This is a genomic window from Oceanobacillus sp. GQ8 (assembly GCF_059758495.1).
In genome coordinates, this window is sequence record NZ_JCAXEV010000002.1 from 502684 (window position 1) to 525802 (window position 23119).

Genomic DNA, 23119 nt, shown 5'->3' on the forward strand with positions numbered 1-23119 from the left:
TGGTTACATTTTTACAGGTAATTCTTACAAATTTGTAAGAGTTTTAGAAGAGTTAGACTATTTAGCAGGTATCTACTTCCATTAAACATTTAGTTGGCTTTGTGTTAAACTTAAAGTGAAGAAGAAGTGCAATAAATCCATGTGGTTGCCATATAAGGAGGAAAAAGTAATGAGTAGTAAGATACTAAATAACTTTTTAAATGAAAATATTGCTGAACTTAAAGAACGTGGATTATATAATGAAATTGATCCAGTAATCGGTGCAAACGGCCCGGAAATTAACATTGATGGAAAGTCGTTAGTGAACTTGTCTTCTAACAACTATTTAGGTCTTGCAACAGATGATAGACTGAAAGCGGTTGCGAAAGATGCTGTAGACTCGCATGGTGTTGGAGCTGGTGCTGTACGTACAATTAATGGGACATTGGACCTCCATCTAAATTTAGAAAAAAAGCTAGCTGAATTTAAAGGTACAGAGGCGGCAATTTCCTTCCAATCTGGTTTTAACTGTAACATGGCAGCAATTTCAGCTGTTATGGATAAGAATGATGCTATTTTATCAGATGAACTAAACCATGCATCTATTATTGATGGTTGCCGTCTATCTAAGGCGAAAATAATCCGTGTAAATCACTCTGATATGGAAGATCTTCGTCAAAAAGCAAAAGAGGCAACAGAATCAGGCAATTATAATAAAGTAATGGTAATAACCGATGGAGTATTTTCCATGGATGGCGATATTGCCAAGCTTCCTGAGATTGTGGAAATTGCAGAGGAGTTTGATCTGATCACCTATGTGGATGATGCACATGGCTCAGGAGTACTTGGTAAAGGCGCCGGAACAGTGAAGCATTTCGGCTTGCAGGATAAGGTGGACTTCCAAATGGGAACACTTTCTAAAGCAATTGGCGTTATCGGTGGGTATGTCGCTGGTAAGGCAAACTTAATTGACTGGCTGAAAGTTCGCTCTCGTCCATTTCTTTTCTCCACAGCCGTTTCACCAGCAGATGCAGTTGCAAGTACCCGAGCTATCGAGTTATTAATGGAAAGCACGGAACTTAATGAAAAACTATGGGAAAATGCCAATTACTTGAAAGCCGGTTTGAAAGAATTAGGCTTTGATATTGGAAATAGTGAAACACCAATTACCCCGTGTGTAATTGGAGATGAAAATGATACCCAAAAATTTAGCAGAAGACTTTATGAAGAAGGCGTATATGCAAAATCCATTGTGTTTCCAACAGTCCCACGAGGCACAGGGCGTGTCCGTAACATGCCAACTGCTGCACACACGAAAGAAATGCTGGATAACGCCTTGAAGGTTTACCAAAAAGTAGGAAAAGAGATGGGCATAATCTAGCATCAACGAAGATGAGGGGTTTGAAAAAATGAAAAAAATACTAGTGACAGGGGCCCTAGGTCAAATTGGCTCCGAACTTTTGGGCAAACTACGAGAGACTTATGGCATGGATAATGTTATTGGTACAGATATTCGAGAAGCAGAAGGAGACCACAATGACGGCCCTTTTGAAATTGTCGATGTGACGAATGCTGAACGTCTCCATGAAGTAGCAAACAAGTACAATGTGGATACAGTTATGCACTTGGCTGCATTGCTGTCTGCGAAAGCGGAGGTCTATCCAAAGGTCGCATGGGATATTAATATGGGTGGTCTTGTAAATGCTCTTGAGGTAGCGCGTGAGCTGGATTTGCAGTTCTTCACGCCTAGTTCAATCGGCGCATTCGGACCATCTACACCAAAAGATAACACTCCACAGGACACGCTTCAGCGTCCAACCACGATGTACGGTGTAAACAAGGTAGCAGGAGAACTATTGGCTGATTATTATTATCACCGCTTTGGTGTGGATACGAGAGGGGTACGTTTTCCTGGCCTGATTTCTTATGTCGCACCTCCGGGCGGGGGAACCACAGATTATGCCGTGGAGATATATTATGAAGCAATTAAAAAGAAGGCCTATCACTCTTATATAGGCGAAGGCACAAAAATGGATATGATGTACATGCCGGATGCTCTAAATGCGATTATCCAGTTAATGGAATCTGATCCTACTAAATTGGAGCATCGTAACGCTTTTAATATTTCTGCGATATCTGCAGCACCAGAGGACTTCGAAACAGCGATCCAAAAGCATATACCAGATTTCAAATTAAGCTATGATGTGGACCCAGTCCGACAAAATATCGCCAACAGCTGGCCGAATAGCATAGATTCATCTGTTGCCTCGAAAGAATGGGGATTTAAAGCAGATTACGATATTGATAGAATGACAAAAGAAATGCTGGAAAAAGTAGAACAGAAGCTTGTAAAACAATAAGAATTCAATAAGTAACACCCCGAAAGGTAGGCACTATCTTTCGGGGTGTTTTTTAGGGAGGCAAACTTTGACAAAAAAAGTCGAGTATTTAAGGTAAAAAAAGAGCGAATTACGCTTGATGCGTTATTCGCTCCGATTCATGTTTAGTGTAACAGATTAACCAGCATACATTGCAGCAATTTCTTTTTGAAGCTTCTTATCTGCAACATACTCGTCATAGCTCATTTCTTTATCGACAATACCATTTGGTGTGATTTCAATTAGACGGTTTGCGATACTTTGCACAAACTGATGGTCATGTGACGTGAACAAGATGGAACCTTTGAATTTAATTAGTCCATTATTTAAAGAGGTAATGGATTCCAAATCAAGATGGTTAGTTGGTTCATCTAACATTAAGACATTGGCATTGCTTAGCATCATTTTAGAAAGCATACAACGCACTTTTTCACCACCGGAAAGGACGCTTGCTTTTTTAAGTGCTTCTTCACCAGAGAACAGCATTCTTCCAAGGAAGCCTCGAAGGAATGTTTCTGTTTCATCCTCTGGTGAATATTGACGAAGCCAGTCAACTAATGGTAGGTCATTGTTTTCAAAATAAGCAGCGTTATCTTTAGGGAAGTAGGACTGAGATGTTGTTACACCCCATTTATACGTACCCTCATCTGGCTCTATTTCGCCTGCAAGGATTTTAAATAACGTTGTTTTTGCAATGTCATTTTTACCGACTAAGGCAATTTTATCATCCTTATTCATTGTAAAGCTGATATTATCAAGGACTTTCACACCACTAACAGTTTTTGTTAACCCCTCTACACGTAAAAGATCATTACCAATTTCGCGTTCAGGCGTGAAAGCAATGTATGGATACTTACGTGATGATGGTTTGATATCATCTAATGTAATATTATCCAACATTTTCTTTCTTGATGTTGCTTGCTTAGATTTAGAGGCGTTTGCACTAAACCTGGCAATAAAGCTTTGTAATTCTTTAATTTTTTCTTCTTTTTTCTTGTTATCATTTTGTGCCATTTGTGCAGCCAACTGGCTGGATTCGTACCAGAAATCATAGTTCCCGATATAAATTTGGATTTTACCAAAATCGACATCCGCTATGTGTGTACATACCTTGTTTAGGAAGTGACGGTCATGTGATACTACAATAACAGTATTCTCAAAGTTGATTAGAAATTCTTCTAACCATTGAATTGCTTGAATATCTAGTCCGTTTGTTGGCTCATCCAGTAGAAGAATATCTGGATTACCGAACAAAGCTTGAGCTAGGAGTACCTTAATCTTTTGGTCTGCAGCAAGGTCGCCCATTTGTAGCATGTGAAGGGATTCGTCAATGCCTAGTCCTTTTAATAAAACAGCGGCATCAGATTCAGCTTCCCAACCATTCATTTCAGCGAATTCGCCTTCTAGTTCAGCTGCACGCATACCGTCTTCCTCGGAAAAGTCGCCTTTCATGTAAATAGCATCTTTTTCTTGTTTGACAGCATATAGTTCCTCATGACCCATCAGAACTGTTTCCAACACTTGATGTTCTTCATAAGCAAAATGATCCTGTTTTAATACGGCAAGTCTTTCTCCTGGTGAGAGACTTACATTTCCGGATTGGGCTTCAACTTCACCCGATAAAACCTTCAGAAACGTTGACTTACCTGCACCATTGGCCCCAATTAGGCCATAACAATTGCCGGGTGTAAATTTTAAATTTACATCCTCAAACAATTTTTTATCTCCATATCGTAAACTTACATTATTTACATTAATCATGTATAACCGATTCCTCCAATAAAAATGAAATTGCAGTCACAGTTAGATTACGGTATTTAAGAGGTTTCGTCAATGTATAACACGCATATATTATAATAGGAAGTAATCTTTTCTAAAAATTTACTTGTATATTTGTTCGTTTTTTGCAATAGTAGATAAAAAGGGATTATGAAACAAGCATCTTAACATATAGAGAGAAGTAAGATTGGAGAGGGGGGACTGATTTGCAAGAGCGAACAATTTATTTGCTATTTACTGATACAGGTACTTACTTGGCAAAAGCCATAAACTTTTGTACACGGCAATCGCTAAACCACGTTTCCATTTCTCTTGATGGAGAGCTGAGACAAGTATATAGCTTTGGAAGAAAACGTCCTAGAAACCCTTTTATTGGAGGTTTTGTAGAAGAAGACGTAACAAGTGATTTTCTAAGAAACTCCCAGTGTGCTGTTTACAGCTGTAGTGTTTCAGTAGAAGAATGCGAACAGATCATGAAAAACATAAAAGAAATTGAAGCAAAGAAAGATAATTATCGATATAATTTCATTGGACTTTTTGGCGTATTATTTCATATTAAAATAAATCGTAAAAACGCCCTGTTTTGCTCACAATTTGTGGCGACAGTGCTAGAGGGTGTAAATACAATCCAGGTAAAGAAACCATCCCATTTTATAAGGCCTGGTGATTTACGAACTCTGGAAGGCATGCAATTAATTTACCAAGGGAAATTAGAACATTATCCACGTCATTTAATGAGACAAGAGCAAACTTTGGTAACAGGAACACAGACAGAGCAAAAGCAATCATTTATTTTTCTATTATCTTCTAAAGTTAAACGATTTGTTATTCGATAAAAACGAGCTATTGCTCGTTTTTTTATGTTAGGAGAGAATTAGGATGCAATTACGATTACTTTTCCCTCTCCCAACAACATTAGTCAATTCCTAAGGTCTGGTAAGGAATTCGGATACGGAAAGCAAGATTATTTGCCTCAAGATCGATATGCTCTACACCAACTTCGAAATTACTTCGAATATCCATTTCTGTAACGGCAACATAAATTTCTTCCTTTTTTGGATTCACGGTCACCCAGTCTGGCATTGGAAGGTACTTTCCAATATACTCCATTATTTTTCGATTCGGTAATTCAAGTAACCCTATGGATATCGATTTTTGCTTCAATATAATATCCCCATTTTCCTGTACCAATGGTTCTAGGTGCGCAGAGAGCGGAACCGTTGCGGAGAATACAGGAAGTTCTCCAATCAGGTGCACATCCTCGTCTAATTCGATACGGTAATGATGACTCGTGCCCTTTAATAATTGGTCTGTATAAGCGTTTATTAGGTCATTAAGATTTTGTTTTGTCGTTCTTACAACAAATTCTGAGCTTTCGTCCTGAGATGTAGCCTCATTTTCTGGATAGGAAGCATCAGGGACTGGCCAGAAGATAAGCGCAAGGAGGATGACTACCACTACAACATTTATCGCTAATAAGCTATAAAATAACTTTTTCCATTTACTTTTTACTTTCCTACGTTCTTTTCGATCTGTCATTGTTTTCATCCTTCTTCACTTGTTAGATATTCAAGAACCCTTTTAGCAATCCGTTTATATCCCTTGTCATTGGGATGAAAGTTATCTTCGGAAAACAGATCAGCTTCTGACCCTTCAAAAAGATCTGTCGTTGGAATATACATTGTATTATCCAGCTCCTCGGTGACCTTACGACTGGTACCATTCCATTCCTCTACGATAACGCTTAGCTCCTTAATTTCTCGGAAATATTTACTAAAAGGATCGTAAAAACCTAGCAAGTATATTTGAGATTTCGGACTAATATCGTGGATTTTAGAAAAGATTTTTCTTAATCTGTCTTCATACATGTCCCGTGCTTCATCAAAGTTTTCCATTTTTAGGTTGGTGAAATTTTCTTTTACCACTTGCATAATATCATTCGCACCAATCGTAATGAGGACTATGTCTGACTGATGTATGGAGTCGACTACCTCGGGATCTTCTAACCTAGAGAGTAATTGATCTGAGCGATTACCGCGTATACCAAGGTTATCAAATGCTACAAGCTCCTCTTCCTCGTTAATGGAACGGTCTAATATTCCGACATAACCACCTTGTTCATTTGTCGCGCCAACCCCCTGGGTGAGCGAATCACCGATGGCCGTTACATGTGTCTCTCTTAATGAAAAGAACTCCAAGGTGCTTTCTACGACATTAACAACGATTTCTGAAAGGGGCTTCTGTTCTGTTTCGCTAGCTGACTCTTGTTCAGTCTGCTCCTCTTCTTCTTTTTCAAGGTCCTCTTTCTCTTCTTCCGGCAGTTCGCTTTCCATAATAGTTACATCTTTAAATTGCGAGTTAGGCTGGTAAGAATAGATAACAACCATGCCGATACCGATAATAAGAACGGACAGCGAAATAAGTATTATTACATTACGTTTTTTCATCAATATCCCACACCTAGCTGTTTAAATTTATTTAACATGTCAGGGAGTGTAAGTTCCAACAGATTAATTTGTTGGATTCATATTATCCTATGCAAGATAGGCCTGTATTACATGTTGTCAGGCTAGTACTTCTAAAATATCACACTAGATTATCTCATGAATTCCGTCATTTAGGAAGTGGACAACTTCTTTTGTATGTTATGTAGGAACACTAGGTTAGAAGAGCAACGTGGGCCCGGAGGATCCGGGTCATGCCGACATTGACCCAGGACGGGTCGAACTTCGTCGGCCTTCCTTCATTCATACGCTCTTCGCTTTTCTTTGTCTAGCTCAGAGCGTCAGAAACTAGGCGGCTTCACGCATCACCCAACGATAAAGAAGACTTGCCGACTGGTGAAAACCAGAGGCTTAGTCACCCTTATACCCGGAGGGTGAAAGTCATCATCGATTCGACAATTAAGGTCGGTCGGCTAATACCGGCCTTTGCGGCCAACGCCGACATACCCCGTTTGCAGGGGCATGATTCCTTTATCTCCTACGTAGGAATGCTCCATTAAAATCGCCACTTTGCGTGGCAACACGGAGCCACCTGGCATGGCCAGGCGCAGTTCGTACGTGTCTAAACGACGCTTTGAGCTTTTCTTTTAACATCAAAGAAAAATCGCCTTTTAAAAGGCGATAGGTGAAAGAAAAGGGTTATGTTTATTTTCCCCCATTTTGCAGAAGGATAAACCTGTTTTTCTGTAAGCTATTATATTAATTGTTTAGAAAGTGTTCGACCACGTGTCCCCATTTATTGAATTCTGTAAGGAAACCATCATGGCCAAATTCTGTATCTACGTGAAAATAACTTCCATTTGCCACTTCGCTTACGAACTGTTTCATGAAGGAGGGCTCAAAAATCAAATCCCTATCGTAGCTGATTGCAAGCAGGGGAGGCTTCATGCTTCTTGCGGCAACCTCCCAACCACCTCTGTCCTTTCCAATATCATGATCGTTCATTGCACGGAGCAACGTCAAATAACTGTTCGCATCAAATCTCTCTGTCAATTTTTTCCCCTGGTGGTCTAAATAACTACTAACATCATATTTAAGCTGATTGCCTTTTCGATCAAAACGCTGATTGAATAAGGCACCACTTCTATAGGTAACCATGCCAATCATTCGCGCAATTTCCAACCCTTTTAAAGAATGATTCGATTCATACTGGCCATTATTCCAGGCCGGGTCCTGTTTAATGGATGTTTCAGCAATATGGTTGTAAGCAATCCCGTAGTCTGTAAACACTGGAGTAGAGGCAAGGACGATGAGTTTATCCATTTGATCAGGATAGAGGAGTCCCCATTCCATTACCTGCATACCTCCAAGGGACCCTCCAATCACGGCTGCCAGGTGGTGGATACCCATTATTGTCAATGCTTTGTGTTGAGCATGCACCATATCTCTAACCGTGATGTCAGGGAAATGACTTCGGTAGGGCGCCTTGGTTTTGTGATTAATAGTGGTGGGACCTGTTGAGCCATGACAACCACCAAGTACATTAAAGGTAAGCACTTGATAGGCGTCTGTGTCAACATACATCCTCTCGCCAATAAGACCACTCCACCAGCCTGGATTTTTATCATTTCCAATTGTATGCTGATTCCCTGTTAAGGCGTGGCATACAAGAATAAAAGGAGCACCCTCCGGTCCCGAAATCTCATAACGGAGAGAAACCTCCTCAAGCAGCTCCCCAGAAGTGAGGAGGAGTGGTCCTATGGAGATGTTCCCAATAGTAGGGACCGTCCTCTGGGAATTTGTCATAAAACACCCTCCTTAACCTTGAAGAGTAGTGCTTTGGTTGATTCATTCATCACAAGATAACCTCCCGGGAAAGTTCCATTCTCACACTCCTGCAATCACACTCTCACGAAGCCCTCCCCGTAAGCGGACGAATTCATCATAGGGGGTGTTTCCAGAGACAACTGTAATCCCGGTTGCCTCAGCATTTTCAATAAGCTGTGTATGGCCCTCTGGATAACGTACCCATAAGATACTGCTTTGCTTATTTATGAATTGTTCTAAAGTGTCAGATGGAAGGACGTTATGATCTACATAGACAGCGTCTACTTGATAAGGTACATCTGCTAACTGAGTAAAACGATTCTCTTCTCCGTTGATTTCCTGCTGGATTGTTGGAACAAGGAATCCGAGTGCTTTAAGCTGTTCAATTGTTTTGTTCACTTCTCTATTGTTTTCTGCAGTGTAAACTGCGATTGCTTTTTGTCTTACTGTCCCATTACTTCGGTCGAATGGTGATCTTACAAGCCATTCTATTGCATCTTTTTCCGAAGGTTTTTGGGTCGTTGTTTTACCAACAGCCTGATTGATCGCCTCATCCAATGTGCTTAGCAGGTCAGAAGTAGCTTCTAACCCGATAGATAACCGAACTAACTCTTCCGACACCCCGGAGCTTTTCAACTCTTCTGAGTTTAGCTGTTGATGGGTTGTCGAGGCAGGGTGGATAATGAGCGACTTCGCATCCCCCACATTTGCTACATGTGACCATAGTGATATGGAATCAATCAGTTTCCGGCCAGCTTCCCGGCCACCTTTTATGCCAAACGTTATGATGGAACCATATCCGTCTTTCAAATACTTTTTAGCTAGCTGGTGAGAGGGATGGTTTTGTAAACCTGGGTAGTTAACCCACTCAACAGCAGGGTGATCGGCTAGGTATGCAGCAATTTCTTGAGCGTTTTTAGTGTGTTTTTCTATTCGTAAATGCAATGTCTCCAGTCCCTGTAACAACTGAAAGGCACTTTGTGGGCTTAAACAAGCTCCAATATCACGTAAAAGCTCTACGCGTAATTTTGTCGCAAAGGCGGCTGCCCCGACATCAATAAAACGTAACCCGTTATAGCTTTCCTGAGGCTCAGTAAAACCTTTAAATCTCGCATTGTTCCAATTAAAACGGCCACCGTCAACTACTACGCCCCCAATTGTTGTTCCATGTCCACCGATCCATTTTGTAGCTGAATGGACAACGACATCCGCTCCCCAAGTAAGTGGCTTGGTTAAGTACGGTGCAAAAGTGTTATCAATAATGAGCGGGATGCCATGCTGGTGAGCGATGGCTGATACAGCCTCTACATTAAAGATATTTAGACTAGGGTTTGTAATGATTTCCCCAAAAATAGCTTTTGTCTTGTCTGTTATAGCATTTTTGATTTCTTCAAGATCGGTCCCATCTACAAATTTTACAGTTATTCCATAGCGCGGCAACGTGTGAGCAAATAAGTTGTAGGTACCACCATACAAATTGCTGTCTGCAACAATTTCATCTCCAGATCCGGCAATGTTTAATATTGCAAAGGATATTGCGGCCATACCTGATGACGTAGCTACAGCTGCAACTCCATCTTCCAGTTGGGCAATTCGTTGTTCAAATACGTCAACCGTTGGGTTCCCTATCCGTGAATAAATGTTACCCGCCTCTGATAAACCAAATAGGTTTTGTGCATGCTCCGTATTATTGAACACATAAGAAGTTGTTTGATAAATGGGTACAGCCCTTGCCCCGGTAGATGGATCAGGCACCTGTCCTCCGTGAAGTAACGTTGTTTCATCCTGTTGGTAAGTAAATGATGACATGTAAATTCCTCCTTTAAGATTATGGACTGCCAGTCAACAGTTTTTCGATGTAAGACTGCAGTTTGCAGTGTAACCGGTCTGGGGGAGGAGGGGGGAATATAAAAAGCCCTCTTCCTAAGAAGAGGGCGTATCATTCACGTTCCTCCTCTTATCTTCCAGATCCAAGATGATCTGTAGGATTTAGCACCATCGGAAGCAAACAAGGTTTGCTTTCAGGTTGCCGGGTTTCGCAGGGCCTATTCCCTCCACCACTCTTGATAAGAGATTTAATTTTTAAATTATTCACATTATAAAACCAACTATACGCAATTGTCAACCGTTTATTGAAAATAATTGTATAGTAAAAAACAAGAGGCAGGAACCTCTTGTTAAGTGACATGCGCTCTAATCTCTCGTCCTTTTATGAAAAGGGAAATAAGTTGATAGCATATAGTTGATTAGGGCTATCCAGATAAGAGAAAATGCGATTAAATGAGCAGTAGTGAAGGTTTCATTATATACAAACACACCGAGAATCAGCATAATGGTCGGGGCTATGTATTGGAGGAACCCAATCATCGCTAGCGGAATTCTTCTTGCTCCACCTGCAAACAATAGTAGCGGAACCGCTGTAACTATTCCTGCGCCAATGAGTAGCAAGGTGGATGTCGTGAAGAAAGTATTAGCCTGAAAAATGTTTTCCGGGATAATCAGTAAATATAGGATAGCTATTGGTGTAATAAACATTGTTTCAATTGTTAAACTAGCAAAAGCTCCTACATTTAATCTCTTTTTAAATAATCCATATAGCCCAAAGCTCATTGCGAGCAATAAGGATACCCAAGGGAAAACCCCGTAGCTGACTGTTAAAAATAAAACACCCGCACCTGCAAGAATAAAGGAAACTAGCTGTCTTTTTGTCAGGGTTTCTTTTAAAACGAGAATACCGAGTAATATACTAATTAATGGATTAATATAATAGCCAAGGCTTGCTTGAAGAACATGGTCGCTATTCACAGCCCAAATGAAGGTCAGCCAGTTGAGTGTAATCATAATGGATGCAAAAATCACAGCAATTAATTGCTTTTTGTTGGCCAGGATGGCTTTGCATTCCTTGAGTACGGTTGGCCACTTTCCTAGCAAAGCAATGAGTACTAGCATGAAGAAGAACGACCATACGATTCTGTGTGCGAGAATTTCACCCGCAGATACATGATTCACTGCCTTCCAGTAGATCGGTAGAAAACCCCAGAGTAAATATGCCCCTGCAGTAAGTAGAATGCCTGTTTGTTCCTGTTTTGCGTCCATGCCAACCCTTCTTTTCTATACAAATTTGTCCCGCATGTAACTGCAGTAAGTCCTAAACTTCTTTTATCAAATAAACTCCATTTTAAAAGAGTCTGATCTAAAAAGCAAAAAGCATGATTTCCGTTAAAAGAAAACGCTTTCAAAAAGAGTGTTAATAGAATAAGATAGTAGTAGAATAAGAAATAATTTCAGGGGGGATCTTTGTGAAGAAAGACGATCAACATATCGAAACAGCAGTTATCCACCAAGGCTATGACGCGAAGGATATGCTGGGGAGTCTGACACCACCTATTTTCCAGACCTCCACATTCACATTTGCTACCGCAGAACAAGGGGAAAGGCGGTTTGCAGGGGAGGAAGAGGGCTACATTTATTCTCGGCTAGGGAATCCGACTGTAAAGATTCTAGAAGAAAGAATTGCTTCATTAGAGCAGGCTGAACGTGGTCTAGCTTTTGCTTCAGGAATGGCTGCTGTGTCTTCAGTGCTAATTTCGCTTACTAAAGCAAACGATCATATACTTTGTTCTTCGGGGCTTTATGGCTGTACCTATGGTCTTTTATCTATGCTACAAGAGAAGTACCAGATAAGCCATGATTTTTCAGTAATGGATACAAAAGAGAGTATCCGAGAAAAAATAAAACCAGAAACAGCATGTATTTATGTCGAAACACCAATTAATCCAACGATCCGGCTTATTAATCTTAAGATGGTTGCAGATATAGCAAAGGAGTATAATATTCCTGTGGTTGTTGACAATACATTCTCCACACCCTATTTACAGCGACCACTGGAACTTGGCTGTGACATCATAGTTCATAGTGCTACCAAGTATATTGGTGGGCATGGTGATGTGATAGCAGGTCTAGTAGTGGGCAAGAAAGCGTTTCTTGATTCAGTTGCCATGACTACACAGAAAGATATTGGAGGCATTATTTCTCCATTTGATGCATGGCTGCTCCTTCGGGGTATGAAAACATTGCCTATTCGAATGGACCGGCATTGTGATAATGCAGAAAAGATTGCAAGTATGCTCGAGAACCATCCCAAGATATCAGCTGTTTATTATCCATTTAGTGCCCAGATGAAGGAGCAGCATTTTGATAAACAGATGAGACGCGGCGGCGGGGTTCTCTCATTTGAGATTAATGGTTCAAAAAAGGACGCACAAACTTTGCTTAACCATCTCACTTTTATAAAAATTGCAGTAAGCTTAGGGGATGCGGAGACATTAATTGAGCATCCGGCAACAATGACACATGCGGTTATCCCAGAAGACACTCGTATTGAGATGGGGATAACTGATCAGCTTATACGGCTTTCAGCGGGATTAGAGGCATGGGAAGATATTTGGCATGATTTGGAACAGGCACTAAGTAAAATATAGAATGGCTAACCCTTGCAGAGGCACTCTGTGAGGGTTTTTTCTCGGCTTCTCCGATTTTGTTTTTAATTAGGCGTTATTTGCTTGTCATTTTTTCTGGCATAATCTTCAAGCTCGGAGGGTAAATATATAAGATGGGTTAGGTGCATGGTACCCATATGACGGTTTGTAGAAAGATGTGCTATATTATATAAATGATCCGTTTTAGACCGTGAGCAGAGTTTTGGAGGGAGCCTTACATATGGAAATCATATCCTTATTATTAGGTCTAACTATCTTTTTTAATATTGCGCTAGGCATCTCCATTATCTTTTTGGAAAGAAAGGATGCCACTTCTACGTGGGCGTGGTTAATGGTATTATTGTTTATTCCGATTATCGGGTTCTTTCTTTACTTAATTTTTGGAAAGCCAATAAGTAAACGTAGAATTTTCACTTGGGACACGAAAAGTCGTCTCGGTGTAAAGACTGCTGTCCAGTCCCAATTGCGGGCCCTGGAAAGAGATAGCTTTAGCTTTAAGCATGAGGAAATTGCGGAGTATGAAGATTTAGTATATCTACATCTACGCAATGATGATGCTATTTTTACACAAGATAATACCGTGGATATTTTTACAGACGGTAAGAAGAAGTTTGATGCTTTAATCCAGGATATGGAGAGAGCTACCGATCACATACATCTTCTGTACTATATTTTAAGAAGTGATCAACTAGGAGATAGAATTGCAGATGTATTAATCAAGAAGGCAAACGAGGGAATTGAAGTTCGGGTGCTCTATGATGACATGGGTTCCAGAACCCTAAAACCCAGATACATAAAAAGACTTCGCCGGGCTGGCGCTCAAGTAGAAGCCTTTTTTCCGCCAAAGATACCCAAGATTAACTTTAAAATAAATTATCGCAATCACCGTAAATTAGCCATTATTGATGGGAAGGTGGGTTATACTGGGGGATTTAATATTGGAGATGAATACCTTGGTACAGTCAAAAAGTTTGGATATTGGCGCGACACCCATTTAAGAATATGCGGAGATGCGGTAACAAATATGCAGACACGATTTATACTAGATTGGAATCAGGCTTCACGACATCATATTCTTTATGATGAACGATACTATAACCATAGCCATAAGGGAGATGTCGGAATTCAGATTGTCTCCAGTGGCCCAGATTCCGAGTGGGAACAAATTAAAAATGGCTATCTTAAAATGATCATGTCAGCCAAAGATTATATCTATATTCAGACGCCTTATTTTATTCCTGATGACAGTTTGCGAGACGCACTACGTATTGCCACGCTGTCAGGGGTGAAAGTAAGGATTATGATCCCGAATAAGCCTGACCATCCTTTTGTGTACTGGGCAACTCTGTCCTACATTGGTGATTTATTAAATGCAGGAGCAGAGATTTATATTTATCAAAATGGCTTTCTGCATGCTAAAACCATAGTAGTAGATGGGAAAATAGCCTCTGTGGGAACTGCAAATATTGATGTTCGCAGTTTCCGTTTAAATTTTGAAGTGAATGCATTTCTCTATGATAAAGAGGTAACCGAAAGGCTAGCCGAGGCATTTAACAATGATATTGAACACTCGACACAAATGACGAAAAAGCTTTATGACCAGCGTTCTCTAGGGATTCGCTTTAAAGAATCTATTTCACGACTATTATCACCTGTTTTGTAAAATACTAAAGAGAGATGGGGACGGGCTTTTGCCTATGCAATGACTTGTGGTAATATATATCAATACGTTTTAAAACGATTAATCTTATAATGAAGGAATATAAAGGAGGAAGTGCTGTGAATAGAAAGCCATGCTCAGAATCGCTAACAGTAAAGACATCCCATGTATTACCACCAGATACGAACACACATGGCACCCTATTTGGAGGAAAACTGATGGCCCATATTGATGATGTGGCCGCAATTGCTGCTGTCAGGCATGCTAGGCAACTAGTTGTGACAGCTTCTACGGATTCAGTAGATTTCCTGCAGCCTGTTAAGGAAGGCGACTCCATCTGTATGGAAGCCTTTGTAACATGGACACATAATACGTCCATGGAGGTATTTGTGAAGGCTGTAACAGAGGATTTGCTGACTGGCAAAAGAAAAGTGTGTACCACTGCTTTTCTTACCTTTGTTGCGATTGATGAAGAAGGGACTCCGATACCGGTTCCGCAAGTCTACCCTGTAACGGAACATGAAAAAAAGCTTCATGAAAATGGGGCTCTTCGTGCAGCCCATCGTAAAGAAAGAAGAAAGCAATCCAAGGAGCTGGCGGAGGAATTCGGTACAAGTTTTCCTTGGAACAAAGAGAGATAAGAAGCCTTTATAACGGGGCTTCTTTTCGATTTGGTTGTTTGTAGGTTCGCATAGTCGAAAAAAGGGGTATATGAACCCTAAGCAACCAACACAACAAGGAGGATAATCACATGGCGTTATTAGAAAATATTATTGGTGAGGTAAACGAAGTTCTATGGAGCTACATATTAATTGTGGTCTTAATCGGTCTTGGTTTATGGTTTACCATTCGAACTGGTTTTGTCCAATTTCGTTATTTTCCAGAAATGATCCGGGTCCTTTTCGACAAACGAACGTTAAGCGCGTCTGGTAAAAAGGGGACATCTGCATTCCAAGCCTTTGCCATTAGTGCGGCATCACGCGTCGGAACAGGTAATATGGCAGGGGTTGCTACAGCAATTGCTGCAGGTGGTCCAGGAGCGGTGTTTTGGATGTGGCTCATCGCGCTTCTTGGAGCAGCTTCCGGGTTTGTGGAAAGTACGTTGGCACAGGTTTATAAAGTACCAGAGAAAAATCAATATCGAGGCGGACCAGCTTATTACATGGAAAAGGGATTAAAAAATCGTAAGTTAGCTGTTGCTTTTGCCGTTATTATAACAATCACTTACGGCCTTATCTTTAATTCGGTACAATCCAACACGATTAGTTTAGCCTTTTCTGAACAATATGATTTAGATAAAGGTTTGCTTGCAGGTATTTTATTCGTCTTTACGGCTATTGTCATATTTGGCGGAATTAAAAGCATTGCCAATGTGTCTCAAGTCATCGTACCAGTAATGGCTATCCTCTATATTTTAGTTTCTGTCTATATACTTTTAACTAACTTCACCGCAATACCTGATATGATTTCGATCATATTTACAAACGCATTTGGTATTCGTGAAGTAGCTGGTGGTGGATTTGGTGCAGCGATAATGATGGGAATTAAAAGAGGCTTATTTTCCAATGAGGCTGGTATGGGTAGTGTGCCCAACGCTGCTGCCACTGCAGAGGTAACACATCCGGCAAAGCAAGGGTTTATTCAAGCCTTCGGTGTGTTTGTTGATACGATCCTTATTTGTAGTGCTACTGGATTCATTCTTATCACAGCAGGTGGTTATGAAGGGAAAGGAGATCTTGACGGGATTCAGCTAACCCAAGACGCTTTTGCTTTCCATATAGGTGATTGGGCAAGTACATTTATTGCCATCGCTATTCTGTTGTTTGGTTACAGCTCTATTTTAGGGAATTACTATTATGGAGAAAGTAATATTGCCTATATTAAAAACAGTCGTTTGGTGATGTTTCTTTACCGTGCAGCTGTATTGCTTATGGTAGTATTTGGAGCGGTCGCTGCATTTGATCTGGTATGGTCCCTGGCTGATTTGGCCATGGCAGTAATGGCACTTATTAACCTCTATGCCATAACGCGGTTATTTAAGATTGCCAACCGGGTATTACAGGATTATATAACACAACGTAAAGCTGGTAAGGATCCTGTCTTCTATCGGGATACACTTGACGATGAAGACGGAATCGCTTTTTGGGGTAGAGATCAGAGCTCTGACAAAGATAAATAAAGAAAAAGCAATATTAAAGAAAAAGCTGATCGTGATTCGAAACTATCATTCGAAGTCGATCGGCTTTTTGTCTGTGTTGGTGGTGAAATACTTTACAAGCAGTGTGAAGAAACGACGTCATCATTGCTTCCTAGCTAAATTTTTATACTTTCCTAGCATATAAAAAAGGGCGGCATATGCCGTCCAGTTTACTCACATTCTGTATTCAATTCTTCTTCGGTAACATGATTGTCGGCCCAGCATTGAATCTCTTGTATCACTGGCTCAAGAGCCTTACCTTTATCTGAAAGAGAATACTCTATTCTAACAGGGAACTCTGAATAAATATTTCGCTTTACGATTCCTTCTTTTTCGAGCATTTTTAATCGATCAGAGAGTAATCGTCCGCTAATAGGTAAGTCAGATTCCATCTCCGAGAAACGCTTTGTCCCACCGAGCAAATCAGATAGTATTAAACCAACCCAGCGTGTGCTAAGAAGTCCCATTGCCTTTTCAAAACGTGGACATAATTTCTCCATGATCATCACCTCACTCTACGACGATATGCTCTAAAGCTAATAAGTCTACATTAATTACAAAAAGTAACTACCTTCTTATTATCATAACACAACTCTTATTGGCCGTAAATAGAGAGGAGAATGGGGGTGTATAGTCGCACTATTTGAAAAGTTATCTTGGTAATTTCTTTCGTTTTATGAAATAATAACGGTATACGAAATTTATTTATTTATTGGAGGTAGAAGGATGGTTAGTCAACAAACAAAAGAAAAGTATGCAGAATTAGCGCTTCGTAAAGGAGTTAATTTACAAAAAAACCAAGCGTTAATGATTAATGCACCATTAGAGGGAGCGGATTTCACTAAGATCGTTGTCCGTAAAGCCTATGAAATGGGCGCTAAAGATGTACATATTAATTGGGTGGATGATGAACTGACCTTGTTAAAATATGAAAATGCACCAGATGAAGTGATTGCGTCCTATCCAGATTGGAAGGTCCAATTACATGACAGCTTTGCTGAGGATGGCGCAGCGGTATTAAATATCCGTTCTACAAATCCCGATTTGCTTAAAGATATTGATCCAACAAGAGTAGCAAAAGCAAATAAGGCTGCAGCGCAGGCTATGAAAAATTTCCGCAAATATACAATGAACGACCGAATTGCTTGGTCTATTATCTCTATCCCGACAGGTGATTGGGCGCAAAAAATCTTCCCTGACAAAACAAAAGAAGATGCAGTAGAAGCCCTTTGGGACGCTATTGTAAAGATTGTAAGAGTTGATCAAGAAGACCCAGCAGCTGCTTGGGATGCCCACAATGAGACATTGAGAGCAGCGCGCGAGATCCTAAATAAAAAGGATTATAAAAAACTTTTATTTAGAGCGCCTGGAACAGACTTAGAAATGGAACTTCCAGAAGGACATATTTGGAAAGGTGGGTCTGCTGTAACAGAAGGCGGAACTACGTTTAACCCGAATATGCCAACAGAAGAAGTTTTTTCTATGCCGCATAAATACGGGGTTAATGGTACAGTTTCTAGCACGAAGCCATTGAATTATGGTGGTAGCCTGATCAATAATTTTAGCTTAACATTAAAAGATGGAAAAGTTGTCGATTTTAAAGCAGAACAAGGGGAAGACACATTGAAGCATTTACTCGCTACAGATGAAGGGGCAACACGTTTTGGTGAGATTGCGTTAGTACCACATGAATCACCAGTTTCCCAGTCTGGGTTGATTTTTTATAACACGCTATTTGATGAAAATGCCTCGGTTCACATTGCGTTAGGTAAAGCCTATCCGACAAACCTGAAGGGTGGCTCTGCAATGGATGAGGAGCAATTGGATAAGCATGGCGTTAACGATAGCCTTACACATGTTGACTTTATGATCGGCTCAGAGCAACTTGATATTGACGGTGTTCTTGCTGATGGAACGACAGAAGCCGTGTTCCGTAATGGTACATGGGCATTAAATGTAAAATAGTCGTTTCAGAAAGATTGAGAAAGATAGAGTAATGATTTCGGGGGGAAATGTACCTCTTTTTTTAAGTAGAGTGCAAAGTAACTAAAGAGAACAGATAACTGGTTGCGCCACGGAAAATACTACGCTTTCCGTGGGCACGGCCTTAGAATCCTCAGAAGCAAATAACGCTTCTTCCGGGTTCTTCGGACTCGTGCTCTTCCCACAGGAGTCTCCGTATTTTTCTTCGCTAGAGCTTATTCTAAATGAAAAACAGCAAAATCCGGACATATGCGCATATGTCCGGATTTTGCTAATTAATTTCTTTTTTCTACTCTCATTCTAAAATTAGGTATGCATGACTCAATCTATTAAATATTTTTACATCCTGTCGTTTTTCACAAGGGCTGCTTTGATTTTGGTATAGTCGAAGCTATCACCGAGTGTTTCTTTTATCTCTTTAAGTTTAGGTTCTTCTAATTGCTGGTGTGCTGCAAGGACTTTTGCCTCTTCCTCTTCATTGAAAAATATTTGCCATAAGAGGGGGTGTCCATCTTTGTACGCTTTAAATAAATGGCTTTCTACAGTTTGCTTAGAAAGGTCTCTCATAGCAGCAATATCTTTTATAGACTTGCCAGATTGGAACAATTTATAACTAACAAGGTGACTAGGACCTTCCTCACTCTCTTTGCGTGGCTTTGCTCGAGGAGTATCCGAAATGCGTACCCGTTCTGTTACATCTTGATTACCTTGGCGCCATTCCTGTATAACTTGGAGAAAGGTTTCTCCATATTGCTCGTATTTTTTTTCGCCAATCCCTTTAATGGTTAGCATATCTTCTTTCGTAACAGGGAAGTAACGACTTAGTTCCTTCAGTGTAGCATCAGAAAAGAGGACATATGGTGGAACGTTCTTTTCATCTGCTAATTCCTTCCGTCGTGCACGTAACGCTGCAAATAAATCTTCATGATAGTCTGTCTCCTCAGATTGAGGAATAGGTGCAGTAAACATCCATACCGGTCGTTTTCCTTTCAGCACTTCAACGGATTGCTGATTAAGTTTTAACACCGGAAATTTCCCTTCTTCTGTAGCAAGCAGTTGCTCTGCAATCAAAAAGTGGATCCACTCGGTCAGTTCTTTTTCAGTATAAGAGGAAAGGATGCCATACGTTGAGATCGAGGTAAGCTGAAACTGGCTTATCTTTTTATCTTTGGATCCCTTTAACACTTTGGCGGTCATTCCTACACCAAATCGTTCCCCCATACGTTTGACACAAGAAAGAATCTTTTGAGCTTCCTCTGTTATATCACTTTTTTCTTGGCGCTCTAGACAATTACTACAGCGACCACATCCCACGCGTGAAGGCATATCGGAAAAGTAGTCTAATATAAAGTTAGTCAGACAACTGTGGGTGTGGCAATAATTGATCATTGCCTGTAGCTTTCTGTATTCGCCTTGCTTTGCTGCTTCTTCCATCTGGGACTGCTCAATTAGGAATTTCTGCAATTGAATGTCTTGAGGAGAGAAGAGTAGGATGCAATCACTCATCTCTCCATCCCGTCCAGCTCTTCCTGCCTCTTGGTAATAGGATTCTATATTCATAGGCATGGCATAGTGAATAACATAACGGACATTTGACTTATCAATACCCATCCCAAAGGCATTTGTCGCAATCATGACCGTAGTTTCATCATGAATAAAAGCAGCCTGGGCTTGTTTCCGTTCTGTCTCACTTAATCCAGCATGATATTTTGATACCGAAACGCCTCGTTTGGTCAATTGCTCATGTAAGGCGTCTGCTTGTTTTCGAGTTGCCGTATAAATAATACCAGATTCGTCCTCATGTTTTTGAATAAACGAGCGTATGTAGGTAGGCTTGTCCTTTCCTTTTATAAGATGGAAATTCAGATTTGCGCGTTCAAAACCTGTATTTATAACATGGTCCATATGCAGCATTTGCTGAATGTCCTTAATCACTTCTCCTGTTGCTGTTGCGGTTAGGGCGATCAAAACAGGTACGGACTGTAACTTCCTTAAGTTAGGTACAATCGAACGATAGCTTGGCCTGAAGTCGTGCCCCCATTGAGAGATACAGTGTGCCTCATCAAAGGCAATAAGAGACAAAGGAATACGTCGTATTACATTGATGAAAAAGGATGATTCAAAGCGTTCTGGAGCCACGTAAACAAATTTATAACGCTTTGCCGCAATATCTTGCATGCGTTGCTGTTGTTCTTCAGTGGTTAACGAGCTATTTATATATGTAGCAGGGATCCCTAGTGATTGGAGGGCATCTACCTGGTCCTTCATTAATGAGATTAATGGGGAAATAATAATGGCTGTGCCATCGAGCACCATTCCGGGAACCTGATAACAAAGGGATTTCCCGCCGCCGGTAGGCATGACAGCCAGGGTATTACGTTGCTGCAAGACATATTGGATCGTTTCCTTTTGCCCAGGGCGAAAGGATTCATAACCAAAATAAGACTGCAGAATTTCTTGTTCTTGTGCCATCATAACGCTCCTCCTCTAAAAATATCCTATCACATATTCGTGGATAAAGAAGTGATTTTTGCCCCGGTGCAACCGTCCGTAAGACTCCCACTTCAAAACACGAGGTGAAACAGTGATGCTTAAGTGGGAGTAAACGGACGTTAACACCCCGATTGGTCCAACTAACAATCAGTGGGGGAAGAATGAAAATCCCCACTGATTGAAGTTTCACTTTATCGGAATATAGGGATTGCTGCTCGTCCGCTATATGCACAAAAAGGTTGTTCCAGATAATGAAACAGCCTCGTGCTTTAGCGCTTTTGATCTTTTATTTGTGTGATTATCAAACCTAAGAATACACCAATAATCGCAGGTAAAATCCAACCGAGTCCAATACCGAAAAAAGGCAGTTTTGCAACATATGGGTTAGCCCAGGTTAGCGGCACACCAAACTCTTTTAAGCCATCGTAAAGACTTATAAAGGCTGTAAAAAGAATGGCGAAACGATACACATAAGGAGAACCGTGAAACACTTTATTTAAGAAAGTAAGGACAATCAAGACAATGGCAATCGGATAGATAAATACCAACACGGGGACGGAAAAATTTAAAATAGTGTTTAACCCTTGGTTGGCGATAATATAACTAACAGTCGTTCCAATCAATACTAGCCATTTGTATGGAATGGGCGTTACCTTGGAAAAAAACTGCCCACATGCAACGACTAGACCTATTGAAGTAGTAAAACAGGCTAGGGTAACAATAATACCTAAAAGAATAACACCGTATTCTCCAAAAATGGTGTCAGCAGCAAAAGACAGGATATCTCCTCCGTTATCAAAAGAGCCATGTTGGCCCATCTTCGCGCCTATCCAGCCAATTGATCCGTATACTGCGATTAAGCCAATTCCTGTCACCAAACCAGACTTCAAGGTTTCCTTTACAATGGCCCGACTACTATGGATCCCTCTTTCCCTGTAAGCATTAACGACAATGATACCAAACGCAAGTGCTGCGATAGCATCCATGGTAAGATAGCCTTCTACAAATCCATTAAAAAAGGGATTGCTTTTGTAATTACCGCTAGGTTCACCAAGTGGCTCTTTTAATAGAAAGAACCCCCCAACTATGAGGGCAGTAATAACCAACAGTAACAGTGGTGTCAGGTATTTGCCAATCTGATTTACCACCTTCGAAGGGTTAAGACTAAATATAAATACGAGTATAAAAAAGAAAGTAGTAAAGATTAAGAGTGAAAGGGACCCAGTCTTAAATGGCTCGATAGACATTTCATAGCCTACGGTTGCAGCACGAGGGATACCAAAAAATGGCCCAATTGCTAAATAAACTACAGATGTAAAGATCAAACCAAATAAGGGGTGCACCTTGTCTGCAAGTTCCCTTGCATCATTTTTAACGTAGGATATGGCGGTCACAGCAAGAAGGGGGAGTCCAACCCCTGTGATAACAAATCCGCTAATTGCGGTAAAATAAGCTGTGCCCGCTTCAATCCCGAGGACAGGAGGATATATTAGATTTCCCGCACCAAAAAATAAAGCAAATAGCATAAAACCAATAATAATATTATCCTTATTCATTAAAAATAACTCCTTGGGAGAAAAATAGGTTGTGCCCCGTTCTCTAGAGGATGGTTAGGTCGAACCTCTGAGAAAAGGGCATCTGGTAAGAACTGCATTTTGTATTATTTATTGTATAAAATTTGAGCTAGAAAACATAACGATAAAGTTAAAATTTTGCGGCCCTAAGCATAAGAAAACGTTCACCTTCCATAAAAGAAGAGTTAATACTAGTTTTTCTAATCTGTATTATCTGACAAAAAAGGACATTTCATGTCAAAAAAACGGATTAACGTACGGTGCTCTCCAGACTTTGGATAGCAAAACAAAGGTAATCGTAACAAG

The 23119-nt window shown here is 40.5% G+C and carries 17 protein-coding genes and 1 riboswitch; of the genes, 8 read left to right on the top strand and 9 right to left on the bottom strand.

Annotated features, from left to right (window positions below; all coding sequences use genetic code 11):
• The first annotated feature begins 169 nt into the window (after positions 1-169).
• Together AC6CHS_RS07445 and AC6CHS_RS07450 are read left to right on the top strand one after the other, a co-directional pair.
• Positions 170-1360: a glycine C-acetyltransferase gene (locus AC6CHS_RS07445; RefSeq protein ID WP_498235273.1), complete on the top strand. Its 1191-nt coding sequence runs from the start codon at positions 170-172 to the stop codon at positions 1358-1360.
• A 28-nt stretch (positions 1361-1388) separates the two neighbouring features.
• Complete coding sequence (locus tag AC6CHS_RS07450; protein ID WP_498235275.1) at positions 1389-2339, top strand: L-threonine 3-dehydrogenase; 951 nt, start codon at positions 1389-1391, stop codon at positions 2337-2339.
• 156 nt (positions 2340-2495) lie between these two features.
• On the opposite strand, the gene AC6CHS_RS07455 is transcribed toward AC6CHS_RS07450, so the two are convergent.
• Positions 2496-4118: an ABC-F family ATP-binding cassette domain-containing protein gene (locus AC6CHS_RS07455; protein WP_498235276.1), complete on the bottom strand. Its 1623-nt coding sequence runs from the start codon at positions 4116-4118 to the stop codon at positions 2496-2498.
• Between the two features lie 224 nt (positions 4119-4342).
• Between AC6CHS_RS07455 and AC6CHS_RS07460 the strand changes: the two genes are divergently transcribed.
• Positions 4343-4972, top strand: coding sequence for a hypothetical protein (locus AC6CHS_RS07460; protein WP_498235277.1), 630 nt, complete (start codon positions 4343-4345; stop codon positions 4970-4972).
• A gap of 79 nt (positions 4973-5051) precedes the next feature.
• On the opposite strand, the gene AC6CHS_RS07465 is transcribed toward AC6CHS_RS07460, so the two are convergent.
• The 5 genes from AC6CHS_RS07465 to rarD form a co-directional block, all read right to left on the bottom strand.
• Positions 5052-5675 carry a YpmS family protein gene (locus AC6CHS_RS07465; RefSeq protein WP_498235279.1) on the bottom strand — a complete coding sequence of 208 codons (624 nt, stop codon included), beginning with the start codon at positions 5673-5675 and terminating at the stop codon, positions 5052-5054.
• A 5-nt stretch (positions 5676-5680) separates the two neighbouring features.
• On the bottom strand, positions 5681-6583 hold the full coding sequence (locus AC6CHS_RS07470; protein ID WP_498235281.1) for an SGNH/GDSL hydrolase family protein: 903 nt from the start codon (positions 6581-6583) through the stop codon (positions 5681-5683).
• A gap of 756 nt (positions 6584-7339) precedes the next feature.
• Positions 7340-8386 (bottom strand): homoserine O-acetyltransferase MetX, encoded by a 1047-nt coding sequence (gene metX, locus AC6CHS_RS07475; RefSeq protein WP_498235283.1) that lies wholly within the window; start codon positions 8384-8386, stop codon positions 7340-7342.
• 81 nt (positions 8387-8467) lie between these two features.
• On the bottom strand, positions 8468-10216 hold the full coding sequence (locus tag AC6CHS_RS07480) for a PLP-dependent aspartate aminotransferase family protein (protein WP_498235285.1): 1749 nt from the start codon (positions 10214-10216) through the stop codon (positions 8468-8470).
• Positions 10217-10361: 145 nt separating this feature from the next.
• Positions 10362-10480: riboswitch (SAM riboswitch) on the bottom strand.
• A gap of 120 nt (positions 10481-10600) precedes the next feature.
• Positions 10601-11503 carry an EamA family transporter RarD gene (gene rarD, locus AC6CHS_RS07485; protein WP_498235287.1) on the bottom strand — a complete coding sequence of 301 codons (903 nt, stop codon included), beginning with the start codon at positions 11501-11503 and terminating at the stop codon, positions 10601-10603.
• Between the two features lie 203 nt (positions 11504-11706).
• Between rarD and megL the strand changes: the two genes are divergently transcribed.
• The 4 genes from megL (at position 11707) to AC6CHS_RS07505 (ending at position 16745) form a co-directional block, all read left to right on the top strand.
• Positions 11707-12888, top strand: a complete 1182-nt coding sequence (gene megL, locus AC6CHS_RS07490; RefSeq protein ID WP_498235289.1) for a methionine gamma-lyase — start codon at positions 11707-11709, stop codon at positions 12886-12888.
• 238 nt (positions 12889-13126) lie between these two features.
• A complete protein-coding gene (gene cls, locus AC6CHS_RS07495; RefSeq protein WP_498235291.1) occupies positions 13127-14569 on the top strand; it encodes a cardiolipin synthase in 1443 nt (480 codons plus the stop codon).
• 116 nt (positions 14570-14685) lie between these two features.
• Positions 14686-15207, top strand: coding sequence for an acyl-CoA thioesterase (locus AC6CHS_RS07500; RefSeq protein WP_498235293.1), 522 nt, complete (start codon positions 14686-14688; stop codon positions 15205-15207).
• 110 nt (positions 15208-15317) lie between these two features.
• Positions 15318-16745: an alanine/glycine:cation symporter family protein gene (locus tag AC6CHS_RS07505; protein WP_498235295.1), complete on the top strand. Its 1428-nt coding sequence runs from the start codon at positions 15318-15320 to the stop codon at positions 16743-16745.
• Positions 16746-16933: 188 nt separating this feature from the next.
• On the opposite strand, the gene AC6CHS_RS07510 is transcribed toward AC6CHS_RS07505, so the two are convergent.
• Positions 16934-17263: a winged helix-turn-helix transcriptional regulator gene (locus AC6CHS_RS07510; protein ID WP_106898090.1), complete on the bottom strand. Its 330-nt coding sequence runs from the start codon at positions 17261-17263 to the stop codon at positions 16934-16936.
• 226 nt (positions 17264-17489) lie between these two features.
• On the opposite strand from AC6CHS_RS07510, the gene AC6CHS_RS07515 reads away from it, so the two are divergent.
• A complete protein-coding gene (locus AC6CHS_RS07515; RefSeq protein WP_498235297.1) occupies positions 17490-18728 on the top strand; it encodes an aminopeptidase in 1239 nt (412 codons plus the stop codon).
• 357 nt (positions 18729-19085) lie between these two features.
• Here AC6CHS_RS07515 and recQ read toward each other — a convergent pair whose 3' ends face one another.
• Together recQ and brnQ are read right to left on the bottom strand one after the other, a co-directional pair.
• The gene (gene recQ, locus AC6CHS_RS07520) at positions 19086-21218 is read right to left on the bottom strand and encodes a DNA helicase RecQ (protein WP_498235299.1); all 2133 of its coding nucleotides are present in this window, start codon (positions 21216-21218) and stop codon (positions 19086-19088) included.
• A 290-nt stretch (positions 21219-21508) separates the two neighbouring features.
• On the bottom strand, positions 21509-22795 hold the full coding sequence (gene brnQ, locus AC6CHS_RS07525) for a branched-chain amino acid transport system II carrier protein (RefSeq protein WP_498235301.1): 1287 nt from the start codon (positions 22793-22795) through the stop codon (positions 21509-21511).
• Positions 22796-23119: the final 324 nt, after the last annotated feature.

Coding starts and splice junctions, on each gene's coding strand:
- AC6CHS_RS07445 (WP_498235273.1), top strand. CDS start 170: ATGAGTAGTAAGATACTAAATAACTTTTTAAATGAAAATATTGCTGAA.
- AC6CHS_RS07450 (WP_498235275.1), top strand. CDS start 1,389: ATGAAAAAAATACTAGTGACAGGGGCCCTAGGTCAAATTGGCTCCGAA.
- AC6CHS_RS07455 (WP_498235276.1), bottom strand. CDS start 4,118: ATGATTAATGTAAATAATGTAAGTTTACGATATGGAGATAAAAAATTG.
- AC6CHS_RS07465 (WP_498235279.1), bottom strand. CDS start 5,675: ATGACAGATCGAAAAGAACGTAGGAAAGTAAAAAGTAAATGGAAAAAG.
- AC6CHS_RS07470 (WP_498235281.1), bottom strand. CDS start 6,583: ATGAAAAAACGTAATGTAATAATACTTATTTCGCTGTCCGTTCTTATT.
- metX (WP_498235283.1), bottom strand. CDS start 8,386: ATGACAAATTCCCAGAGGACGGTCCCTACTATTGGGAACATCTCCATA.
- AC6CHS_RS07480 (WP_498235285.1), bottom strand. CDS start 10,216: ATGTCATCATTTACTTACCAACAGGATGAAACAACGTTACTTCACGGA.
- rarD (WP_498235287.1), bottom strand. CDS start 11,503: ATGGACGCAAAACAGGAACAAACAGGCATTCTACTTACTGCAGGGGCA.
- cls (WP_498235291.1), top strand. CDS start 13,127: ATGGAAATCATATCCTTATTATTAGGTCTAACTATCTTTTTTAATATT.
- AC6CHS_RS07505 (WP_498235295.1), top strand. CDS start 15,318: ATGGCGTTATTAGAAAATATTATTGGTGAGGTAAACGAAGTTCTATGG.
- AC6CHS_RS07510 (WP_106898090.1), bottom strand. CDS start 17,263: ATGGAGAAATTATGTCCACGTTTTGAAAAGGCAATGGGACTTCTTAGC.
- AC6CHS_RS07515 (WP_498235297.1), top strand. CDS start 17,490: ATGGTTAGTCAACAAACAAAAGAAAAGTATGCAGAATTAGCGCTTCGT.
- recQ (WP_498235299.1), bottom strand. CDS start 21,218: ATGGCACAAGAACAAGAAATTCTGCAGTCTTATTTTGGTTATGAATCC.
- brnQ (WP_498235301.1), bottom strand. CDS start 22,795: ATGAATAAGGATAATATTATTATTGGTTTTATGCTATTTGCTTTATTT.